At 74.0% G+C, this 21,212-nt stretch carries 17 protein-coding genes; 5 read left to right on the top strand and 12 right to left on the bottom strand.

Going from position 1 to position 21,212, the window contains the following annotated elements:
* The 3 genes from BXA11_RS02525 to uvrB all read right to left on the bottom strand — a co-directional run bounded on the left by BXA11_RS02525 (position 1) and on the right by uvrB (position 3,858).
* A complete protein-coding gene (locus BXA11_RS02525) occupies positions 1-477 on the bottom strand; it encodes an RrF2 family transcriptional regulator (protein ID WP_231514039.1) in 477 nt (158 codons plus the stop codon).
* 337 nt (positions 478-814) lie between these two features.
* Complete coding sequence (locus BXA11_RS02520) at positions 815-1,354, bottom strand: hypothetical protein (RefSeq protein WP_143734045.1); 540 nt, start codon at positions 1,352-1,354, stop codon at positions 815-817.
* Positions 1,355-1,746: 392 nt separating this feature from the next.
* The gene (uvrB, locus tag BXA11_RS02515) at positions 1,747-3,858 is read right to left on the bottom strand and encodes an excinuclease ABC subunit UvrB (protein ID WP_076432329.1); all 2,112 of its coding nucleotides are present in this window, start codon (positions 3,856-3,858) and stop codon (positions 1,747-1,749) included.
* A gap of 240 nt (positions 3,859-4,098) precedes the next feature.
* Here uvrB and BXA11_RS02510 point away from each other — a divergent pair, with 240 nt between their 5' ends.
* From BXA11_RS02510 to BXA11_RS02500, 3 genes are read left to right on the top strand one after another with little or no spacing between them, the layout of a single operon-like run.
* The gene (locus BXA11_RS02510; RefSeq protein WP_030510026.1) at positions 4,099-5,136 is read left to right on the top strand and encodes a hypothetical protein; all 1,038 of its coding nucleotides are present in this window, start codon (positions 4,099-4,101) and stop codon (positions 5,134-5,136) included.
* Positions 5,133-5,786 carry a hypothetical protein gene (locus tag BXA11_RS02505; RefSeq protein WP_076432327.1) on the top strand — a complete coding sequence of 218 codons (654 nt, stop codon included), beginning with the start codon at positions 5,133-5,135 and terminating at the stop codon, positions 5,784-5,786. Before BXA11_RS02510 ends, BXA11_RS02505 begins: the two co-directional genes overlap by 4 nt.
* The gene (locus tag BXA11_RS02500) at positions 5,759-6,601 is read left to right on the top strand and encodes an inositol monophosphatase family protein (protein ID WP_076432325.1); all 843 of its coding nucleotides are present in this window, start codon (positions 5,759-5,761) and stop codon (positions 6,599-6,601) included. Before BXA11_RS02505 ends, BXA11_RS02500 begins: the two co-directional genes overlap by 28 nt.
* 17 nt (positions 6,602-6,618) lie before the next feature.
* On the opposite strand, the gene BXA11_RS02495 is transcribed toward BXA11_RS02500, so the two are convergent.
* From BXA11_RS02495 to BXA11_RS02470, 6 genes are all read right to left on the bottom strand, one after another.
* Entirely contained in the window at positions 6,619-7,224 is a 606-nt protein-coding gene (locus BXA11_RS02495; protein ID WP_030510023.1) for an energy-coupling factor transporter transmembrane component T family protein, read from the bottom strand.
* Positions 7,221-7,895, bottom strand: a complete 675-nt coding sequence (locus BXA11_RS02490) for an energy-coupling factor ABC transporter ATP-binding protein (RefSeq protein ID WP_076432323.1) — start codon at positions 7,893-7,895, stop codon at positions 7,221-7,223. The genes BXA11_RS02495 and BXA11_RS02490 overlap by 4 nt, the downstream gene beginning before the upstream one ends.
* Positions 7,896-9,041: a thiolase family protein gene (locus BXA11_RS02485; protein ID WP_076432321.1), complete on the bottom strand. Its 1,146-nt coding sequence runs from the start codon at positions 9,039-9,041 to the stop codon at positions 7,896-7,898.
* Between the two features lie 14 nt (positions 9,042-9,055).
* A complete protein-coding gene (locus tag BXA11_RS02480; protein WP_076432485.1) occupies positions 9,056-10,432 on the bottom strand; it encodes an AMP-binding protein in 1,377 nt (458 codons plus the stop codon).
* Between the two features lie 28 nt (positions 10,433-10,460).
* The gene (locus BXA11_RS02475; protein ID WP_231514037.1) at positions 10,461-11,072 is read right to left on the bottom strand and encodes a biotin transporter BioY; all 612 of its coding nucleotides are present in this window, start codon (positions 11,070-11,072) and stop codon (positions 10,461-10,463) included.
* Between the two features lie 129 nt (positions 11,073-11,201).
* Positions 11,202-12,047, bottom strand: a complete 846-nt coding sequence (locus BXA11_RS02470) for an NAD(P)H-binding protein (RefSeq protein ID WP_076432319.1) — start codon at positions 12,045-12,047, stop codon at positions 11,202-11,204.
* 109 nt (positions 12,048-12,156) lie between these two features.
* On the opposite strand from BXA11_RS02470, the gene BXA11_RS02465 reads away from it, so the two are divergent.
* Positions 12,157-12,570, top strand: coding sequence for a winged helix-turn-helix transcriptional regulator (locus BXA11_RS02465; RefSeq protein WP_036407876.1), 414 nt, complete (start codon positions 12,157-12,159; stop codon positions 12,568-12,570).
* A 52-nt stretch (positions 12,571-12,622) separates the two neighbouring features.
* On the opposite strand, the gene BXA11_RS02460 is transcribed toward BXA11_RS02465, so the two are convergent.
* Positions 12,623-13,813, bottom strand: a complete 1,191-nt coding sequence (locus tag BXA11_RS02460) for an ArsB/NhaD family transporter (protein WP_143734044.1) — start codon at positions 13,811-13,813, stop codon at positions 12,623-12,625.
* Between the two features lie 77 nt (positions 13,814-13,890).
* Between BXA11_RS02460 and BXA11_RS02455 the strand changes: the two genes are divergently transcribed.
* A complete protein-coding gene (locus BXA11_RS02455; protein WP_076432315.1) occupies positions 13,891-19,665 on the top strand; it encodes a WD40 domain-containing protein in 5,775 nt (1,924 codons plus the stop codon).
* Between the two features lie 57 nt (positions 19,666-19,722).
* Here BXA11_RS02455 and BXA11_RS02450 read toward each other — a convergent pair whose 3' ends face one another.
* The gene (locus tag BXA11_RS02450; protein WP_076432313.1) at positions 19,723-20,283 is read right to left on the bottom strand and encodes a TetR/AcrR family transcriptional regulator; all 561 of its coding nucleotides are present in this window, start codon (positions 20,281-20,283) and stop codon (positions 19,723-19,725) included.
* Entirely contained in the window at positions 20,276-21,136 is an 861-nt protein-coding gene (locus tag BXA11_RS02445; RefSeq protein ID WP_239104832.1) for an alpha/beta fold hydrolase, read from the bottom strand. Before BXA11_RS02445 ends, BXA11_RS02450 begins: the two co-directional genes overlap by 8 nt.
* Positions 21,137-21,212: the final 76 nt, after the last annotated feature.

Genomic DNA, 21,212 nt, shown 5'->3' with positions numbered 1-21,212 from the left:
TCAGTTCTGCTCGTACCAGCGCCGGATCACCTCGCCCGCCTGGGGCGCACGACGGTTCGCCGCGGCCTGCACATCGGCCAGAGTCTGCGCGGCCAGCACCCGCCGCCACGCCATCTCGGCCTTGCGCATCGCGGTCGTAACCGCGCACGGGGCGCGGAACTGCCACTCCGGCCTCGCCGCCCCGGCCCCGCGCCGTCGGATCTCCGTGCACTGGAACGCTTCGGCAGGTCCGTCGATCGCCGTCACGACCTCCATGACCGTGATCTCCTCGAGGGGCCGCGCCAGCCGGAACCCGCCCCTCGCCCCCGGAGTGGACGTCATGATCCCCGCCTTGGCCAGTGCCTGGAGTTGCTTGTTGAGGTACGCGGGCGGCAACTCGAACCCGGCGGCGAGCTTCGCCGTCGAAACCGGCACCTCGTTGCCGAGCCATGCCAGCGTCAGGCAACAGTGCATCGCCCACTCGACGCCTTCACTCATCCGCATAATCTGGATACTACACATCCAGGATTATGATCGGGAGCCGTTGTGCCTGGTCAGAAGTGGTGCGGCCGCCGTGCGCGGGACCGATCGGGCTGGGTGGAGCGGACCGGGCAAGGGCTTCTGGGCCGCCGGGCGGAACTGTGATCACGACCGACCGGGCCGGCCCCACCGCCGCGCGGAGATCCATCTCGGCACGCCGGGCGTCGAGGCATCGCGTCGGCTCCGGCCGGCCCTCGTTGCCGGAGAGCGGGCCGGCCCTCGTTGCCGGAGAGCGGGCCGGAGAGCGGGCCGGAGAGCGGGCCGGAGAGCGGGCCGGAGAGCGGGGCCGGTCGCCTTACCGGGTCGCGGGCTCGAGCACCAGCACGGCGGTGTCACCCGCGACCTGCGCGAGCCGCAGGGCGACGTCGCCGATGCGGCCCGGCCTGCTGGTGCTGATCGTCACCGCTCCCCTGACCCGGCAGCGGTCGTTGTCGCAGGTCCGGCTGATGGTGATGTTCCCGCCGTCGACGACCGTCGAGGTGCCGGTGAAGGAGAGCCTGACTGCGTCTCCCCGCAGGCCCACGACAGTGATCTGGTCGACGCCCAGACTCGGGTCGATCGGGATGCGGTCCCCCTCGCGCACCCGCACCTCGCAGTCGCCGTCCCGGCACCCGGCGAAGTCGCCCGGCGTCGCCGACGGGCTGAGCGAGGGCGACGGTACGGGCGTCGCGGACGGGCTCGGCGAGAGCGGAGCGAACGCGACCGGCCGGCTCATCGGCACCGCGGCGAACGACCGCGCCGGAATCTCGCCGCAACCGGCGAGAAGCGCGGTCACCGACCCGGCACTGAGCACGAGGCGGACGTAATAGCTGGACGCGATTGTCGTCGAACGCATCATTTCCCCGATTGCCACAGACGGATTCGCCCGGTGGGGGCCGCTCGAACAAGCGGCCCCCATGATGTGTGGACGTTCATCCACACGCCGACGAATGCCTTCCCTGCAACGCACCAGGTCAATCGCGTTCGGAGCCGCACCCGCTTGTTTCCACGTGACCGGCTCCGTTTTCGGCGCAGTGAGAACACCGAGAATTCGGCCGGGTTTTCACACTTCGCCTACCAGTGGCTCTAGAGCATGATTCACCAGAATTCGCCGAAGCAGAAATTCGGCCGCAAGGGCGGGCGTGAGGCGATGCCGCCCGAGCCGAGGGGCCCGGGCGACTACGGCGTGGTCGTGCGGCCCGACTGAAATGGGGTCACCGGGCCGGTGATCGCGGGTCGCCGCGCCGTTTACTTCACGCCGGCCTCGCGCATGTCGCGGACCTCCCGCTTGAGCTCCTTGATCTCGTCGCGCAGCCGCGCCGCGACCTCGAACTGCAGGTCGGCGGCGGCGTTGTGCATCTGCTCGGTCAGCGACTCGATCAGCGACTCCAGCTGGGCGCGCGGCATCTCCCCCGCGATCGCCTTCGCGTGCTGGCCCGCGCCACGGGACGCGAGGCCCGGCACCGGCGCCTTGCCGCGAGACTGCTGGCGCCCGGCGCCGCCGAGAAGCTGTGCGGTGTCGGCGTCCTCGCGCACGAGGCTGTCCAGGATGTCGGCGATCTTCTTGCGCAGCGGCTGCGGGTCGATGCCGTGCGCCTCGTTGTAGGCGATCTGCTTGGCCCGGCGCCGGTTGGTCTCCTCGATCGCCCGCTCCATGCTCGGCGTGATCTTGTCGGCGTACATGTGGACCTGGCCGGACACGTTGCGGGCCGCGCGGCCGATCGTCTGGATGAGCGAGGTCTCCGAGCGCAGGAAGCCCTCCTTGTCGGCGTCGAGGATCGACACCAGCGACACCTCGGGCAGGTCGAGGCCCTCACGCAGCAGGTTGATGCCGACCAGCACATCGAACTCGCCCATGCGCAGCTCGCGCAGCAGCTCGATGCGGCGCAGCGTGTCGACCTCGCTGTGCAGGTAGCGGACCCGGATGCCGTTGTCGAGCAGGTAGTCGGTGAGGTCCTCGGCCATCTTCTTGGTCAGCGTGGTGACCAGGACCCGCTCGTCCCGCTCCGCCCTGGCCCGGATCTCCTCCATGAGGTCGTCGATCTGGCCCTTGGTGGGCTTGATGATCACCTCGGGATCGATCAGGCCGGTGGGGCGGATGACCTGCTCCACGACCTCGCCCTTGCTCCGGCCCAGTTCGTACGACCCCGGCGTGGCGGACAGGTAGACGGTCTGGCCGATGCGCTCCAGGAACTCCTCCCACTTGAGCGGGCGGTTGTCCATCGCCGACGGCAGGCGGAACCCGTGGTCGACCAGCGTCCGCTTGCGCGAGGCGTCGCCCTCGTACATCGCGCCGATCTGGGGGACTGTCTGGTGCGACTCGTCCAGCACGAGCAGGAAGTCGTCGGGGAAGAAGTCGAGCAGCGTGTGCGGCGCGGTGCCCGCCTCACGGCCGTCGATGTGCCGCGAGTAGTTCTCGATCCCGGCGCAGGTGCCGACCTGGCGCATCATCTCGATGTCGTAGGTGGTGCGCATGCGCAGCCGCTGGGCCTCCAGCAGCTTGCCCTGCCGCTCCAGGTCGGCGAGCCGCTCGACGAGCTCCGCCTCGATGCCGGCGATGGCCCGCTCCATCCGCTCGGGACCGGCCACGTAGTGGGAGGCGGGGAAGATGTGCAGCTCGTCGTCCTCGCCGACGACCTCGCCGGTCAGCGGGTGCAGCGTCGCCAGCTTCTCGATCTCGTCGCCGAACATCTCGATGCGGACGGCCAGCTCCTGGTAGACCGGGATGACCTCGACCGTGTCGCCGCGCACCCGGAAGGTGCCCCGGGTGAAGGCCAGGTCGTTGCGCGTGTACTGCATGTCGACCAGCCGCCGCAGCAACTGGTCGCGCTCGATCTGCTGGCCGACCTTGAGCCCGACCATCCGGTCGACGTACTCCTGTGGCGTGCCCAGGCCGTAGATGCAGGAGACGGAGGCGACCACCACCACGTCGCGGCGCGACACCAGCGACCAGGTCGCCGAGTGGCGCAGCCGCTCGACCTCCTCGTTGATCGAGGAGTCCTTCTCGATGTAGGTGTCGCTCTGCGGGACGTACGCCTCGGGCTGGTAGTAGTCGTAGTACGACACGAAGTATTCGACGGCGTTGTTCGGCAGCATCTCGCGCAGCTCGTTGGCGAACTGGGCGGCGAGCGTCTTGTTCGGCTGCATGACCAGCGTCGGGCGTTGCACCCGCTCGATGAGCCACGCCACCGTCGCGGTCTTGCCGGTGCCGGTCGCGCCGAGCAGGACTGTGTCCTTCTCACCGGCCCTGACCCGGCGCTCCAGCGCCTCGATCGCCGCCGGCTGGTCGCCGGACGGCGTCATGTCGGTGACGACCTGGAAGGGCGCGACCTTCCGGTTCAGGTCCATCATGGATGTCATCGCCGCTCAGCTCCTCAATCGCCCCGTCCACCGGCGCAGGCGGCCGCACAGAGGCGCTCACGCCCGCTCCGGTTCACCTCCATAACCTACGCGCGGCGACCGACAATTCCGGCCCCGATGCCCGCCCCGGCCCCCGCCCGCGGACCGCCGCACCCCGTCGGGCGAACCCTTTGCCGGACCATGACCCTGTCGTTACGATTCGAGTCGGGGCCGACACTGACGGGATGGCGGGGCTGACCTATGGCGGGGTTGCGGAGTGCCGTCGGCCAGTCGCTCGCGTGGGCGGCCAAGAACGTCGACGGGGCCATCGCCCTCGTGCTGGCCGTGGCGGTGGGTGTCCTCGGCGTGCTGCCCGACGAAGTGATCCCCGACAAGGTGAGGACGCAGCTCGTCAGCGGCACCACTCTGGTCGTCCTGGCCCTCGTCGCGACCGCGCTGCTGCGCGACCGGGTCCGGCAGGAGCCCGTCGAGGAGGCCATGCACGCGACCTCCGGCGTCCTCGCGCGGCTGCCCGAACGCCTGGACCGCCTCGACGAGCTGGAGGACCTGGTCGCGGGCACCCGCCGGGCCCTGGAGGACATGACGGTCATCCGCATTCTGGGCAGCCAGCACGAGATCGCGCAGGCGCACGCGGACGCCCGCAGGGGCACCGACCGCTGGACGTTCAAGGGCGGCACCGGCACCTACATGCGCGCCGTCACGCTGCCCGAGTGCGTGGCCGCCGCCCGGCGCGAGAAGCGGCACCTCACGGTCCGGCTGGAGATCATCGACCCGACGGACGCGGCGGTGTGCGAGAGCTACGCGCACTACCGCAGGTCGCTGTCGGACCGACCGGACGGCACCGGTGAGCTGTGGACGACCGACCGGGCCAGGAAGGAGTCGTACGCGAGCGTCCTGGCCGCGTTCTGGTATCGCCAGCGGTACGGCCTGCTCGACATCGCGGTGGGGCTCTCGCCGGTCATGACGACCTTCCGCTGGGACATGTCGGGCCGCGCCCTGATCATGACGTCCGAGGACCCCAACCGGGCCATCATCGCCTTCAGCGGCTCGTTCTTCTACGAGAGCTGCGGCACCGAGCTGCGCACGAGCTTCGAGCAGGCCCGCCGCGTGGCGATCGACCGCTACCGGTCGGTGCCGCTGAGCGACGAGCCGACCGTCGAGGAGGTCCGCAGACTGTTCGACCGCGTCGACCTCCCCCTGCCCAAGTCGTTCACCGACCGCGACGTGGTCGAGGTCACCCGCAAGGCGCTGCGCGCCAAGGATCCGTACGCGCCATGAGATACGGCGACGTTCTCGACGTGCTCGACGGCGGAGGCGCCCGCGAGTGGGCCCTGCGCGTGCTCGGCGAGATCTCGGCGGGCGGCTCGGGCGTGCGGGGGGTGCGGCATCCGCTGGGATTCCTCTGCCTGCCGCTGGTCCGCGAGGGAGACCTCGGGGCGTGCGTGCACCTGTGGACCGCCGCCGCCCGGCGCGCCCGCAGCACCACCTCCCAGGTCCACTGCCACAGCTGGGACCTGGTCAGCCACGTCCTGTACGGCCAGGTGCGCAACGTCCACGCCGTGGTGACCGACACCACCGGGTCACCCACCCACCGCGTCTTCGAGGTCGTCAGCACCCCGTCGGGCGACGTGATCCGCCCCACCCCGAGGACCGTGGCGTACGCCCCGGGACGCGCCGAGCTGTTCGCCGCCGGGGACACCTACACGCTCGCCGCGGGGGCCTTCCACAGCAGCGTCATCCCCGAGGACGGCGAGGCCGCCACCGTGGCGCTCGGCCGTGGCCGGCCGGGGCTGAACGACCTGTCGCTCGGGCCGATCGCCACCCCCCTCCATCACGTCAGGCGGGAACGCCTCGACGACGCCGAGACCGCACGTGCCGCCGAGCTGGCCAGGAGGAGCCTGTGGACCTCGAACACGCCAGGCGGGTAGCCGTCGAGGCCGCCCTGGCCGCCGGGTCCGTGCTGCGCGAGAGCGCGCCGGGAGCGGTCGCCGTCCACGACAAGGGCGGGTCGGGCGACGTCGTGACCGACCTCGACCTGGCCTGCGAGAAGCTGATCCTCGACCGCATCAGGGCCGAGTTCCCCTCCCACCGGATCGTGGCCGAGGAGTCGGGCGTCCACCGCGGTGACCGCCCGGACGGCGGATGGACCTGGCTGGTCGACCCGCTCGACGGCACGAACAACGTGGCCATCGGCCTCCCCGCGTACGTCGTGGGCCTGGCGCTGTGCGCGGACGGCCGCCCGGTGCTCGGGGTGGTCCACGAGCCGCTCTCCGGCCGCACCTGGTCGGCCGTCAGCGGCGCCGGGGCCCGCGGGCCGGCGGGGCCGCTGACCGGGCCGCCGCGGCGCGACCTCCGGCACGGGCCGGTGCTGGCCTGGACGCAGGGCCACGGGGTCTCCCGCCTGGACCCGGCGGCGCGGGCGCTGAAGATGACGATGGACGCCCGCGCCCGGCGGGTGCTCCAGCTCTGGGCGCCGCTGCTGTGCTGGGCCATGCTCGCGCGGGGCGACATCGACGGCATGATCGGCTACCGCGCGGAGGGACTCGACCTGCCCGCCGGGGCCCTGATCGCGCAGGAGGCCGGCGTGGAGATCCTGGGGCTCGACGGCGGGCCTTTCGAGGCGTCCGCCGAGGGCCCGCCCGAGGATCGCAGCTTCGTGGCCGGGCCGCCCGCCCTGGTCGGGGACCTGCTCGACCTGGTCGCCGAGGCCCGCCGCCTGGCGCCCGCCCTGCCGCCGCTCTGACTCTCCGCCGACCCGGGTCAGTCGTCGAGACCGCGCGCGGCGAGCGCCTCGCCCAGCGCGTCGGCGTGCCGCAGGGCGCCCACCACCAGCGGGACGGCGAAGGCGCGCGGGCTCCGTTCGACCCCTCTGGCGCGCTGGGCCTCCCGCACCCGGGTGACCAGATCCGCGATCACCGGCACGCTCCGGAGCGTGAGGGACAGCAGCAGCGACAGACGGAACGGATCGAGGCCCGCGAACCTGGCGGGGGCGAGCCAGCGCTCCAGAGTGGCCATGAGGGCGCCGGTGCGCGTCGTGAGGGTGACCAGACCGGCCAGGGCGACGGCGAGCACGACCCGGAGCGTCGAGGACGCCGCCGTGGACAGGTCCGCGAACACCAGCTGCACGCCGAACAGGGCCACTGCGAACCAGCGGACGGGCCGCACCTGCGCCCAGGCCGCGGCGGGCCCGACCCCGGAGACGGCGTACAGCAGCACGACGGCGGCCGCCGCGCCCGCCAGCGCCGCGGGCGCGCGCAGCAGCAGGAGCGCCGTGCAGGACACGGCGAGCCCGGCGAGCTTGGCCCCGGCGGGCAGCCGGTGCAGGAGCGAATCGCCGGGAACGTAGGCGCCGGTGAGCCCGCTCACGCCATCGTCTTCCTGTAGTGGCCGATCGCGGCGGCGGGCTCGGCGTCGGCGACGATCCGCCCCTCGTCGATCACGAGCACGCGGTCGAAGTCCTCCAGCAGCGGGAGGTCGTGGGTCACCACGACCACCTGTTGCGGAAGCGTCCGCAGCAGCGCGGCGACCTGCCGGGAGTGGCGCAGGTCGAGCAGCGTGGTCGGCTCGTCCATGACCAGGATCTCCGGTTCGAGCACCAGGACCGAGCAGAGGGCGAGCAGCTGCTTCTGACCGCCTGACAGGTGATGCGCGGGGTGGTCGGCGTGCTCGCCCAGACCGTACCTCTCCAGGATCTCCCGCACCCGGCGCTCGACCTCCTCGCGGGTCAGCCCCTTGCGGCGCAGCGAGAAGGCCACGTCCTCGGCCACCGTCGGCATCACGATCTGCGCGTCCGGGTCGGTGAACACGAACCCCACGCCGCGCCTGATGCGGGCCGCGTGGCGGCGGGTGTCGAGCCCGGACACCGTCACGGTGCCCGACGACGGCAGGACCAGGCCGTTGACGAGACGGGCGAGCGTGCTCTTGCCCGAGCCGTTGGCCCCGACCACACCCACGCGGCGCTCGGTCAGCGAGGCCGTGACGCCGCGCAGCACCTCGCGCTGCCCGAGCCGCACATGGACGTCCTCCAGCCGGATCACTCACACCACCTCGAACAGGGCGGCGATCCCGAGACCGCCGCCGACCGCCACCGCCGCCAGGCCCAGCGTCCCCTGCGGCGCCCCTAGGAGCCGGCTGAACAGCCGGGTCACCACCACGGCGCCGCTCGCGCCCCAGGGGTGGCCGAGGGCGAGCGCGCCGCCGTCGGCGCACACGCGCTCGGAGTCCGCATCGAGGGGATCGAGGCCGAGCGCGTCGGTGACCGCGAGCACCTGCGCCGCGAACGCCTCCACGATCTCCACCGCCGCCACCCTCGCCAGGTCCGTGCCGGTCCGCCGCAGCACCCGCCGTACGGCGGGCACCGGCCCCCACCCGGGCAGCGCGGGGTCGCAGCCGGCGACGGCGCCCGCCAGCAGCCGCAGGCCGGGCAGGCCGGCCGCGGCACGCAGCCGCTCGGGCACGACCGCGACGGCCGCGGCGCCGTCGCTCACCGGAGAGGAGTTGCCGGCCGTCACGGTACCCCCCGGCACGAACGCGGCGGGCAGCCGGGCCAGCGACGGCGGCCGCAGCACGCGCGGGCGCTGGTCGTCCGTACGGCCGCCGATGGGGACGATCTCGCGGGCGAAGCGCCCGGCCTCCCGGGCGGCCAGCGCCCGGGCGTGGCTCCGGCAGGCGTAGGCGTCCTGGCGTTCCCTGGTGACGCCGCGCGCGGCGGCGAGCGCCTCGGCGGCCTGGCCCATGTCCGGGTCGGGGTGCCCCTCGGGGGCGAACGGCGCCCGCTCGTACGGCACGTCCGGCTCGCCCTCCCGCCGGCGAACCCGCAGCGGCGCGGTGGAGGCGCTCTCGACGCCCCCGGCGACGACGAGGTCCGCGTCCCCGCAGCGCACCGCCTGGGCGGCCAGCAGGATCGCGGCGAGCCCGCTGCCGCACTGCCGGTCGACGGTGACGCCGGGCACCTCGTGACCCATCCCCGCGGCCAGCGCGCAGACCCGGGCGAGGTTGCCCCCGGGTCCCGTGCAGTTGCCCAGCACCACGTCGTCGACCGGGACGCCGAGATGCGCCACGTCGCGGGCGACCGTCTCGATGACGGGCGCGGCGAGCCGCTCGGCCGTCAGGCTCCGGAACGCGTGCCCGGCCGTGCCGATGGGCGTGCGGCGGGCCGCCACGACGACGGCGTGCTCGTCCATGTCACTCGTCCATGTCAGGTGAGCCGCCTCAGGCCGGGGTCGTCACCCGCGGCCAGCCTGGTGGCGAGGAGCCCGCGGGCCGGCTTGCCCGCAGGGGTCCGGGGCAGGGACTCGGCGGCGTACCAGCGCCGGGGCCGCTGCGCCGGGTCGAGTTCGGCCCGCGCCGCCGCCTCCAGCGCGGCCCTCGACACCCCGTCGCCCGCGGCGGCCCCCTCGACGGCCCCCTCGACGACCGCGGTGACCACGGCGCCCAGGTAGGGGTGCGGCGTGCCGACCACGACCACGTCGTCCACTCCCGGCACCTTCCTCAGCACCTCCTCGACGTCCTCCGGCACCACCGTGGCGCCGCCGGTCTGGATCGCGCCGTCGCCCCGGCCGCGCAGCCGCAGGACCTCACCGCGCCGGTGCGGCTCCGCCAGGTCGCCGACGGTCATCCAGCCGCCGTCGTCCTGCCGCAGGGGGCCGGTCGCACCGGCCAGGTAACCGTCGCAGAGCCACGGGGAGCGCACCCACACCTCGCCCAGAACCTGTCCGGGCGGCACCCTGACGTCGATCTCCACCCCGGGGAACGGCCGCAGCCCGGCGCCGTCGGCGTCCACGGCGACGAACGACAGCTCGGTGGCGCCGTAATAGGACACCACACGCACTCCGGCCGCCGCCGCCCGGGTCCTGGCGGCGACGTCGAGGGCGGCCCCGCCGACCACTGCCGTACGCAGCGGGCCTCCGGCCGTGCCCAGGGCGTCCAGCACGGCCGGCAGGCGGTGGGGCACCACGTGGACCGCGGTGGCCCGCCGCAGCGGCTCGGCCAGCCCGCCGGGCGACCATCGGCCGGGGACCACGGCCGTCGCGCCCGCCGCCAGCGCGTGCACCGCGGCGAAGCCGTAGAGGGAGGAGACCAGCGGGCCGGGGATCAGCACGACGTCGTCAGCGCCGATCCCGGTCAGCGCGTCGAGGTGGGCGAACGACGCGGTCCACGAGGCCCGGCCGCGCACCACGGCGCGGGGCCTGCCGGTGCTGCCGGAGCTGAAGCAGGCCCAGGTGAGGTCGTCCGGCGCGGGACGGTGCTCCACGGCCGGGCCGTCCGCCTCCGGCAGCGGGTCGTCGAAACGGGCGGCGACCGGCACCGCGGCCATGACCTGCGCCCGCCGTTCCTCGCTCCAGGCGTGGTCGCACAGCAGCGGCGTGGCTCCCACGAGGTCGGCGGCGAGCACGGCGACGAGCAGGGCCACCGGGTCGGCCTGGGCGACCGCGACGAGCGCGCCGCGCCCGATGTCCTCGTCGGCGAGGGCGCGGGCGGCGCGGCCGGCCCGGTCCGCGAGTTCGGCGTAGGTGAGGTCGCCTCCCGGACCGGACACCGCGATCCGGCCGGGGCGGGCAGAGGCATGCCGCATGACCTGGGCGGCTACCGGCACGGGCGCGTCACCGCCCGCCTGCGCGCAGCCGCTCGCTGTGCACCGCGGGGACCGCGTCGGGGTAGGCCCGCTGGGTGCCCCGCGCCACGATCGACGCCAGCACCGCCTTGGCCAGGTCGCCGGGCAGGAAGGCGGCGCTGAGCAGCGCCGTCTTGCCCAGGGACAGCCCGGTGACCAGGGCCTGCACGGGGATGCCGCACAGGTAGACCACGCCGACGCCGCCGGTCAGGCAGGCGATCACCAGCCGCACCGTGGACGGCGTGCGCCCGCCGCGTTCGACGATCCATCCGGTCACGGCCGCGCCGGGAAGCCAGCCGATCAGGAAGCCGGCCGAGGGCCCGGTGAAGACGCCGAGCCCGCCGCGTCCACCGGCGAGCAGGGGGAGCCCGGCGGCGACCAGCACGAGCAGGACCACGACGGCGAGGGCGGACCGCCACGTGCCGAGGATCGCCCCGGCGAGCATGACGCCGAGCGTCTGCAACGTGATCGGCACCGCGTCGCCGAAGATGTTCAGCGCGCCCGGCATGCCGAGCACGGCGATCAGCGCGGCGAAGACGCTCACTCTGGCGATGTCCGCCGCGGGGAAGCGCCGCCGATGCGGACTCTGTTCATCTGTCACGGATCGATCCCATACCAAGACCCTCCGTACGGCGAATGAGGATTCCCACAACATTCCGCCGTGTCGTTCTCACCGGCGCCCATAGCCGCCGGCCGCCCGGTGACCAGAGCGCCGGAGGCGACGTCGCGGTTACCGGAAGGCTTCGGCGTTGCGGCGGGCCCACTCGGCGAAGGGGTGGGGCGCGCGGCCCAGCACGTGCTCGACGTCCGGGCTGAGCCGCAGTTCGGCGGCGCTGGGCTCGCCGAGGACGGCCAGTGAGGTCTCCACGGACGCCTCCGGCATGAACGGCGCCATCCGCGCCCGCGCCTCGGCCCGGGTCAGCTCCACGAACCGCACCGGCTCACCGAGGGCCGCCCCAATCGCCTCGGCCTGCTGCCGGGGCGTGACGGCCGCCGGTCCGTTCAGCACGTAGGCACGGCCCGCGTGTTCGTCCTTGCGCAGAGCCACGGCCGCGACCTCCGCGATGTCCGCAGGATCGATCACCGGGATCCCGACGTCGCCGAACGGCGCGGCGACCGTCCGCTCGGCGCGTACCGACTCCGCCCAGGCGTAGGCGTTGGACGCGAAGACGCCGGGCCGCAGGATCGTCCAGGCCAGGCCCGACTCGCGCACCGCCTCCTCGACCGCCCGCATGACACCTCCGTGGGACTCCGACTGTGGCCTGGTCACCACGCCCTGCGAGGAGAGCAGCACCACCCGCGGGATCCCGGCGGCCCTGGCCACGTCCAGGATGGCTCTCGGGTCGAGCCCGACGCCGCCCGTGCCGCCGTCGTGCAGGAACAGGGCCTCGGCGCCGTCGAAAGCGGGCCGCAGGGTCTCCGGCGCGGCCAGATCGGCCCGTACGTGTCCGGTCCCCTTCGGCAGGTTGACCGGGGCCGTGCCCCTCGACACCGCCGTCACCCGCTCCCCGGCCTCCGCCAGGGCCCGCACCAGCGACCGACCGACGTTCCCGGTCGCACCCGTCACCACAAACATGATCGACTCCCGCGTCTTTCCCAGTGGTCTCTCGCGATGACGGCGACGCTAACAGCCTCCGTATAGTAGGTACCTAGAGGAAAGTGACTACCTCAGAGGGGTGCAACCCGTGGCGACCGAGACGACCCCGCCGGCGGCCGACCGCACGGCCGACCCCACGGCCGACCCCGAACTGGCCTGCCCGATCTCCCCTGTCGTCGACATCGTGTTCAGCCGGTGGACCTCGCCCATCCTCTGGTCGCTCCACGCCTTCGGCCGCCAGCGGTTCGTCGAGCTGGAGCGGCGCATCGAGAACATCACCCCCAAGGTGCTCACCCAGCGCCTGCGCCAGCTGGAGCGCGACGGCCTGGTGGTCCGCACCTACCATCCCGAGGTGCCGCCGCGCGTCGAATACGAGATCAGCGAGCTCGGCCGCACCCTCTCCCCGGTCTTCGCCCAGATCGCCGAGTGGGCCGCCACCAACCTCGACCACGTCGAACGGGCGCGGCGACGCTACGACGACGCGGGGGCGCCCCGCGGCTGAACCGTCCGCGAGCGCCGGGGCGGCCCTCGGGGAGGCGGCTCGGGAGTGGGGATCAGGCGGTGAGGATCAGGACGGTCACCGTCGCGGCGAGGCCGGTCACGGCGAGGCCCGCGCCCGTGGCGACGAACTTGGCCAGCGGCACCCGCACGTCCCCCCGCCGGCACCACTCGAACCACAGCAGCGTCGCGAGCGAGCCCCAGGGCGTGATCACCGGGCCCAGGTTGGTGCCCGCGAGCAGCGACAGCAGCTGCGTGTGATTGGCCGCGGGGATCACCTGCTCGCCCGCGACGTACGCCGGGAGGTTGTTGAGCACGTTGGACAGCGCGGCTCCGGCGGCCGCCGCACGATAGGCGCCGTCCCCGTCGCCGCCGACGCCGACGAGCGCGCGCATCACGTCGGCCAGACCGAGGCGGCTGAGCGTCGGGACCACGAGGAACAGCCCGGTGACGAAGACCAGCAGCCGCCAGGGGATCAGGCTCCACACGAGCTTCGCCCGGTCGCGCCAGGCGAAGGCGGCGACGACCGCGACCGCCGCGACGAGAGCCGCGACGCCGATCTCCACGCCCGCCAGGATCGCGGCGATGAACAGCAGGCACGCCACCCCCGCGACGCCGAACAGCACCCGGTCGGCCACCGGCACCGGAGGCGGCGGCACGTAGCGGTCCTCGCCCCGCTCGCCGCGCCGCCAGTAGAACGCCCACAGGAACGCCATCGTCACCGCGATCGACGCGGCCTGGGGCGCCCACATCCGCGCGGCGAACTCCTGCGTGGTCAGCGCGACCCGGTTCATGGCGAGCAGGTTGGTGAGGTTGGAGACCGGCAGCAGCAGGCTCGCGGTGTTGGCCAGCCAGACCGTGGTCATCACGAGCGGCAGCGGCGCGATCTTCGCGCGCGGCGCCAGGGCCAGCATGACCGGCGTCAGCAGGACGGCCGTGGTGTCCAGGTTCAGGACGATCGTGACCAGCGAGGCGAAGGCCGTGCAGAACAGGAAGAGAACGGCGTAGCTCCCCCTGCCGACGATCGCGATGCGGGTCGCGATGACGTCGAAGACCTGCGCCTCCTTGGTCAGCTCCGCCAGCACGATCACCGCGCCGAGGAACAGCAGCAGCGGGGCGATGCGTTCGATGCTGTCCCTGGCCTCCTCGGCCGGCAGCAGGCCGGTGGCCACGAAGACCAGGCCCGCCGCGAGCAGCCCGAATCTGATCCAGTCGAGAACGCTCAGTCGCCGCAGCCCGGTCGCCACGCGCACACCCTATATCGGCGGCCCGAGGATGATCGAACCCCTCCAAAGCGTCGGCGGCACCGTGAATACTGGGCTCCATGACGCACACGGGGCGGGGGGACGCGCGGACCGAGATCTTCGTCAGCTACTCCCCCGCCGACGAGCGGTGGGCGACGTGGATCGCCTGGCAGCTCGAAGCGGCCGGCTATCGCACGATGTTGCAGGCGTGGGACTTCGTGCCGGGCACCAACTTCATCGACTTCATGGACCGCGGGGTCAGCGAGGCCGACCTGGTCGTCGCCGTGCTCACCCGCAACTACCTGGGTTCGCGGTACGGCAGGCTCGAGTGGCAGGCGGCGCTGCGCGCCGATCCCGACAACCCGTCCAACAAGCTCGTGACGGTCCGGCTGGAGGACTGCCCGCTCGACGGCCTGCTGTCCACGATCACCTGGGTGGACCTCCTCGGCGTGGCCGACCCCGACGAGGCGCGGCGGCTGCTGCTGACGCGGATCAGGCAGGCGCTGGCCGGCCGGGCCAAGCCGGACGAGCCGCCCCGGTTCCCCGCGGGGCCGGGCGCGCGTGCCCTCCATCCGCCGGCCGACCCCGCGCCGCCCGCCGTACGGGTGCCCCGGGCCCGGCGCGCCCCGGCGGCCGAACCGGCGTTCCCCACGGCCGAGCGCGCGGGCGGCGCCTCCGCGGTGACCGTGCTGCACGTCGCCGGGCCCCGGTTCGGGCGCGGCCTGGCCGAGGCGGACGAGCCGCTCGACGCGGGCGAGCTGCAGGCGAGCGTGTGGGCCGACCTGACCCGCCTCGCCGACGCCGGGGTGCCCAGGCCCGACCTCCTGATGGTGACAGGCGACCTCACCGAGTCGGGCAGCATCCGCGAATGCGAGCAGGCCCTCGCGTTCCTCACCGGGCTGCGCGTGCTGCTGGGGCTGGAACCCGGACGGCTGGTGGTCGTCCCCGGGCCGCGTGACGTCACCAAGGCGGCCTGCCGGGCCTACTTCGCGACCTGCGAGGCCGACGACGTGCGCCCGCAGCCGCCCTACTGGCCCAAGTGGCGGCACTTCTCCACGCTCTTCGGCGAGCTCTACCAGGGCCTTGACGGCCCGGCCTTCGACAGCGCCCAGCCGTGGACGCTGTTCGAACTGCCCGAGCTGCGCACGGTCGTCGCCGGGATCAACTCCACGATCGCGATGAGCCACCGCGAGGAGGACGACTACGGCTTCGTCGGCGAGGCCCAGGCGGCGTGGTTCGCCGAGCGGCTGCGGCCGTTCGAAGGATGGCTGCGGATCGGCGTCGTCGCCCATCCCCCGCGCCCCGGCCTGCGCGACGCCGCCACCCTGGAACGGCTGCTCGGCTCCCGGCTCGACCTGCTCGTCCACGGGCGGGACGCCCGGCGCGGCGGCCCTGAGGAGGTCTGGGAGCTGGAGGGGTTGCCGTGCGTGCCCGCGCTCGCCCCGGGCCGTCACCAGATCCTCCAGCTCACCCCGCAGGGGCTGCGCCGGTGGACCAGGGACCGGCCGGAGCTGGGCGACCCCGAGGTCCTGCCGTACGGCTGGCGCGGCTGGCGGCCGCAGACCCCCGCCCCGGCGGCTCCGGAGCCGCCGGCGCAGGAGCCGGAGGAGCCCGCGGGCCCGGCCGACCTGCTGCTGGACCGGATCGCCGAGGTCTGCGAGACCCGCTTCGAGCGGGCCAAGATCCGCCGCGTCGCGGGCGACCCGCCGCGCCTGCTCGTCACCCACCCCGAGGACGGGTTCGTCCGCCAGGTCCTGATCGGCGCGCACGCCGGGGAGCTGGACCAGGACCGGGTCGAGACGTTCCTCGGTCACGTTCACGCGGCGGGGCTGGAGCACGCCGCCGAGCTGGTCTACCAGGGACCGCAGCCGTCGCGGGCGTTACGCGACGACGCGCTGCGGCGCGGCCTGCGGCTGCGCAGCTTCACCGAGTTCCAGGGCCTGCTCGACCTGTCGTCCTACGTGGCCGGGCAGACGGCCAGGCTGCGCGGCGACCGCCGCTACCCGCCCGAGCTGTACGTGCCGCAGCGGTTCAGGGAGCTCGACCGGACCGGCGGCGAAGTGCGCGACGACCTGACCGACGAGCTGATGCGGCTGCTCGCGGCCGACCACGGGCGGTTCGTGCTCGTGCTCGGCGACTTCGGCCGGGGCAAGACGTTCTCGCTGCGCGAAATGGCCAGGCGCATCCCCGCCGAGCTGCCGCACCTCACGCCGATCCTGATCGAGCTGCGCGCCCTCGACAAGGCGCACTCGGTCGCCGGGCTGGTCGCGGCGCACCTCGCCAACCACGGCGAGGAGCTGATCGACCTCAAGGCGTTCAACTACATGCTGCGCCAGGGCCGCATCGTGCTGCTGTTCGACGGCTTCGACGAACTGGTCACCCGCGTGACGTACGAGCGGGCGGCCGACCATCTCGACACCCTGCTGCGCGCGGCGGAGGACAAGGCGAAGATCCTCGTGGCCGGGCGCACCCAGCACTTCAAGTCGCGCAGCCAGGTGATGACCGCCCTCGGGGAGAAGGTCGGCCTGCTGCCGAACCGGCGGGTGCTCAGCATCGAGGAGTTCACCGAGGAGCAGATCCGCGCCTACCTGGTCAACCGGTACGGCTCGCGGCAGGCGGCCGACGAGCGCATGGCTCTGCTCACGGGCATCGGCGACCTGCTCGGCCTGGCGCACAACCCCCGCATGCTCAGCTTCATCGCCGACCTGCCCGCCGAACGGCTGCGCGCCGTCGCCCAGGCCGGGGAGGCGATCAGCGCCGCCGGTCTCTACCAGGAGATCCTCGACACGTGGCTGGCCTTCGAGGAGGAGCGCGTGCGCGGCGTGGCCGGGGCTCCCGGCGGGCTGACCCGCGAGGAGCTGCGGCGGGCCGCGACCACGCTCGCGCTGCGGCTGTGGGAGACCGGCGAGACCTACCTGCGGCCGGCGGAGCTGGCCGAGGTCGCCGACACGCTCACCGGTCTGGCCGCCGACGCGCAGAGCCGCGTGCTGTACGGACCGCGCGTCGCTTCCGGGCAGGCGGAGCCCGCGGGCGCGGCCGACGCGGACGGCGGCGCGACCACGGGAGGGCAGGGGGCCTCGCGGCTGACACCCGAGCAGGCCGCGCACGCCGTCGGAGCCGGCAGCCTGCTGGTCCGCACGGACGAGGGGTTGTTCGGCTTCATCCACGCCTCGGTCGTGGAGTGGCTGGTGGCCCGGCACCTCGCGGGGTCGCTCGACGCCGGCCACGCGCCGGGGCTCGGCCTGGGGCCGTTGTCGGCGCTCGCCGTGGACTTCCTGTGCGACCTGGCCGACGCCTCGCGGCTGCAGGCGTGGGCGGCCCGCACGCTCGCCTCCCCCGTCGCGGGCGACGTCGCGCGGGCGAACGCCATCAAGGTGACCACCCGGCTGCGCACCTCAGCCAGGACCGACCTGCGCGGAGCCCGGCTCAGCGGCGAGGACCTGTCCTACCGCGAGCTGCAGGGGGTGGACCTCACCGGCGCCGACCTGACCGACACGCGGCTCGTCGGGGCCGACCTGTCCCACGCCGTGCTCCGGGACGCCCGGCTCGCGGGGGCGCGCCTGGACGAGGCCGTGCTGGTGGGCGCCGACCTGCGCGGCGCCGACCTCACCCGGGCCCGGTTCGCCCGCGCCGACCTGCGGGACGTCGCCGTCGAGGGCAGCCGCTGGGACCGGGCCGCGCTCATCGACGTCACCGGCGTCCCCCGGGGAGCTCCGGAGCTGCGCGGCGCGGCCGTGGCGCCCGGCGTCCCCGGGACGGACGACGGCCGGGTCGGCGCCGAGCTGGCCCCCGCCGTCGTCGGCGTGCCGTACGGCTATCGCTTCGACAGCAGCCGCCTGCCCGAACCGGTCGCCTACGACCCCGGTGGGGGCGTGCTCGCCCTCGGCGGGGAGGACGGCGGCGTCCTGGTCTGCGACAGCGTCACCGGGTCCGCCCTACGCACCCTGCAGGGCCACCGGGGCCGCGTCTACAACGTCGCCTACGGCGAGACCGGGCTGGTGACCGGCGCGAGCGACGGGACCGTCCGGGTGTGGGACCCGGCCACCGGAGAGCCGTCGCAGGTCCTGCGCGGCCATCCCGAGGGCGTGTGGCCTGTGGTGACCTCCGGCGACCTGATCGCGGCCGGCGGCGCGGACGGGATCATGCGGGTCTGGGCGTCCGGTGAGCTCGTGTGGGAGCTGCCGGGCCACACCGCCCCGATCTACACGGCCGTGTTCCTGCCGGGGCTGCTGGTGACCGGCGACAGCGCGGGGGCGATCCGCGTGTGGGACCTCGCCACCGGGCGGGTGCGCCACCACCTGCACGGCCACAGCGGAGCGGTCTACCGCCTGGTCCTCAGCCCCGACGGCACCCGCCTGGCAGCCGGGGACGGCCAGGGCGTGCTGCGCCTCTGGGACCCCCGCACCGGCGCCGCGTTGCACGAGATGACCGGCCATCCCGGCCGGCTCTACTCCCTCGCCTTCCATCCGGAGGGCCGGCTGCTCGCCTCCGGCGACACGGAGGGAGCCGTGCGGCTGTGGGACCCGGTCACGGGCGAGGCCGCCGGCAGCCTGCCCGGGCACCGCGGCGCGGTCTACCAGGTCCTGTTCGACCCCACCGGCGAGCTGCTGGCGACCGGCGACAGCGACGGGGTCATCCGGATCTGGGACCACCGCACCGGGCAGGCGCGGGCCGAGCTGACCGGGCACCGGGGCTCGGTGTGGCCGTTCGCGTTCCGCCCCGACGGCCGGCAGCTCGCGACCTGCAGCAACGACGGCACCGCCCGCCTGTGGGACCCGCACACCGGGCAGTGCGTCCAGACGCTGCGCGGCCACGGCCGCCGCATCACCTCGGTCCGCTTCTCCGCCGACGGCGGCATGCTCGCGGCCTGCGGCAACGACGGTTACGTACGGCTGTGGGATCCGGCCACGGGCCGCCGCCTGCGTTCGCTCACCGGGGCGGCCGACCGGCTGGTTTCCGCGGTCTTCAGCCCGGCCGGTCCGCTGCTGGCGACCGCGAGCAACGACGGCGGCGTCTACCTGTGGAACCCGGTGGCAGGCGCGTACGAGCGGGAGCTCAACGTCGAGACCGACCATGTGTGGGCCGAGGCGTTCAGCCCCGACGGGCAGCTGCTGGCCACCGCGAACGACGACGACAGCGTGCGGCTGTGGTATCGCCCCTCGGGGCGGCAGGTCGCCAACCTCGCCGGGCACCGGGGCCGGGTCAGATCGATCGGCTTCAGCCCCGACGGCAGGGTCGTGGCCACGGGCTGCGACGACCGCAACGTGCGGCTGTGGGACGCGTCGACCGGCCAGTGGGCGGCGACGCTGAGCGGCCACGACGACCGGGTGTACGCGGTTGCCTTCTCCCCGTCTGGAGACCTGCTGGCGAGCGCGAGCAACGACGGCACGGCCCGCCTGTGGGAGGTCGCCTCCGGCGAGTGCCTGCACGTGCTCGCCGGGGGCGGGCGGTTGTGGACGGCCGCCTTCAGCCCGTCGGGCGACCTGCTGGCCACCGCCGGGGACGACCTCGCCGTCCACCTGTGGGACCCGGCCTCCGGCGCGCGCGTCGGCACCCTCGCCGGTCACGGCCGCCGGATCTGGTCGGTCGCGTTCCACCCCTCCGGGGACCTGCTCGCCAGCGCCGGCGACGACGGCGTGGTGATCCTGTGGGACGTTCCCCGGCGCGAACGCCGCGCCACCCTGCTCGGCCTGCCCGAGGGATGGGCCGCGTTCTCGCCCGACGGGCTGTACAAGCTGGAGGGCGACGTGACGGGCCAGTTCTGGTACGTGATCGGCATGTGCCGGTTCGAGCCCGGTGAGCTGGACGAATACCTGCCCGAGGTCAGGCGGCTGGCCCTCGACGAGCCGTTCTGACGGTGGAGGGCCCGGCGCTCGCGGGCGGCGCGCAGCCCGGACACGACCATGGAGGGTTCAGCGCTCGCCCGCGGCGCGCAGCCCGGACACGACCATGCGCGCCAGCAGGGCGTAGCTCTCGTCGAGGTCCTCGGCGAGCTGGAACGCGCCCGCCGCCTCCAGAAGGGCGAAGCCGTGCATCGCGGCGCGCAGGCAGCGGACGGCGTGGATCGCGGCCTGGCCCTCCAGCCCGTACGCCCGCAGCGCGGCGAGAATGATGCCGACCAGCCGGTCTCCCGTCTCGGCCGTCTCGGGCCGCGGCGACTGGATCATCGCGGAGTAACGGTGTGGATGCCGGGCGGCGTAGGAGCGCCAGCCGTCCATCAGCGCCCGCAGCGCCTCGTCGCCGGACCGGCCGAGCACCGCCTCGCTCGCGACCTCCGCCAGCTCGCCCATCACCCGCCCTGACACCAGGACGCGCAGCTCGGCGAGGTTGCGTACGTGCTTGTAGAGGGAGGGTGTGGCGACGCCCGCCCGCCCGGCGACCGCGGACAGGGTGAGCGCCTCGGGGCCCTCCTCGTCCACGATTCGCAGCCCGAGGTCGACGACGGCGTCCGGGGACAGCGCGGCCCTAGCCACGGACGCGCTCCTTGAGGAACGCGAGCACCGCGGCGGCGACCTCGTCGGGGTGCTGCGCGTGCGGGTAGTGCCCGGCGCCGTCGATCATCACCACGTCGCCGAGCCCCTGCGGCATGCCGGCGACGATGCCGTCCGCCTCGGCCCGGGGGTCGGCCCAGTCGGGGTCATGGGTGCCCATGACGACCAGGGCGGGGCAGCGGATGCCGCCGAGGTGGGCGCCGGCGTCCGTGGGCGCGGACGCGCCCATCGCGCTCACCACGGCCATCCGGCCCGGCCTGCGCAGGTCGCTCTCCAGAGCGGCCAGGTAGTCCGCCCAGTCGGCGGGCTTGACGCCGGGGTAGGCGTGGTCGAGATAGCTCTTCCACAGCCCGATGCTGCGCAGCAGCGCCACGCCCATGAGCCGCGTCATGCCCTTGCGGTAGCGGCCGTTGCTCAGCAGCGCGCCCAGGTCGGGCTTCTGCGCCCGGGTGAAGGGGCCGACCTCCACGAGGGCGCCGACCAGCTCGGGCCGCCGCGCCGCCGCGACGGTGGCCGCTCCCCCGGCGAACGAGTGCCCGACGACGACGGCCGGGCCGCCCAGGTGCTCGATCAGGGCGACGATGTCGTTCGCGGTGTCGGTGCGGGTGTAGGAGTCCCAGCCGAGGCTCGACTCGCCGTGCCCGCGCAGGTCCATGGTCGCCACGCGATATCCGGCGGCCGTCAGCGCCGGGACGAGGAAGCGGTAGGCGCGGCGGCTGTCTCCCATGCCGGGGACCATCACGACCAGCGGCCCCTCCCCCGTCACGTCGTACGCGATCTCGCCGTCGCCGATCGTCAGGAACTCGGTCACGCCGTCCTCCAGGCTTATGTTCATAGCTCAAAGGCTAATACTATTAGCCGAATACGTCAAGGCCGGGCCGCGCGCCGGCGTCTCAACCGCGAGGAACGGC

The organism is Microbispora rosea (assembly GCF_900156315.1).
Lineage (GTDB): Bacteria > Actinomycetota > Actinomycetes > Streptosporangiales > Streptosporangiaceae > Microbispora > Microbispora rosea.
The sequence above is the reverse complement of the archived record's forward strand: the minus strand, read 5'-3'. Positions and strand labels throughout refer to the sequence as shown.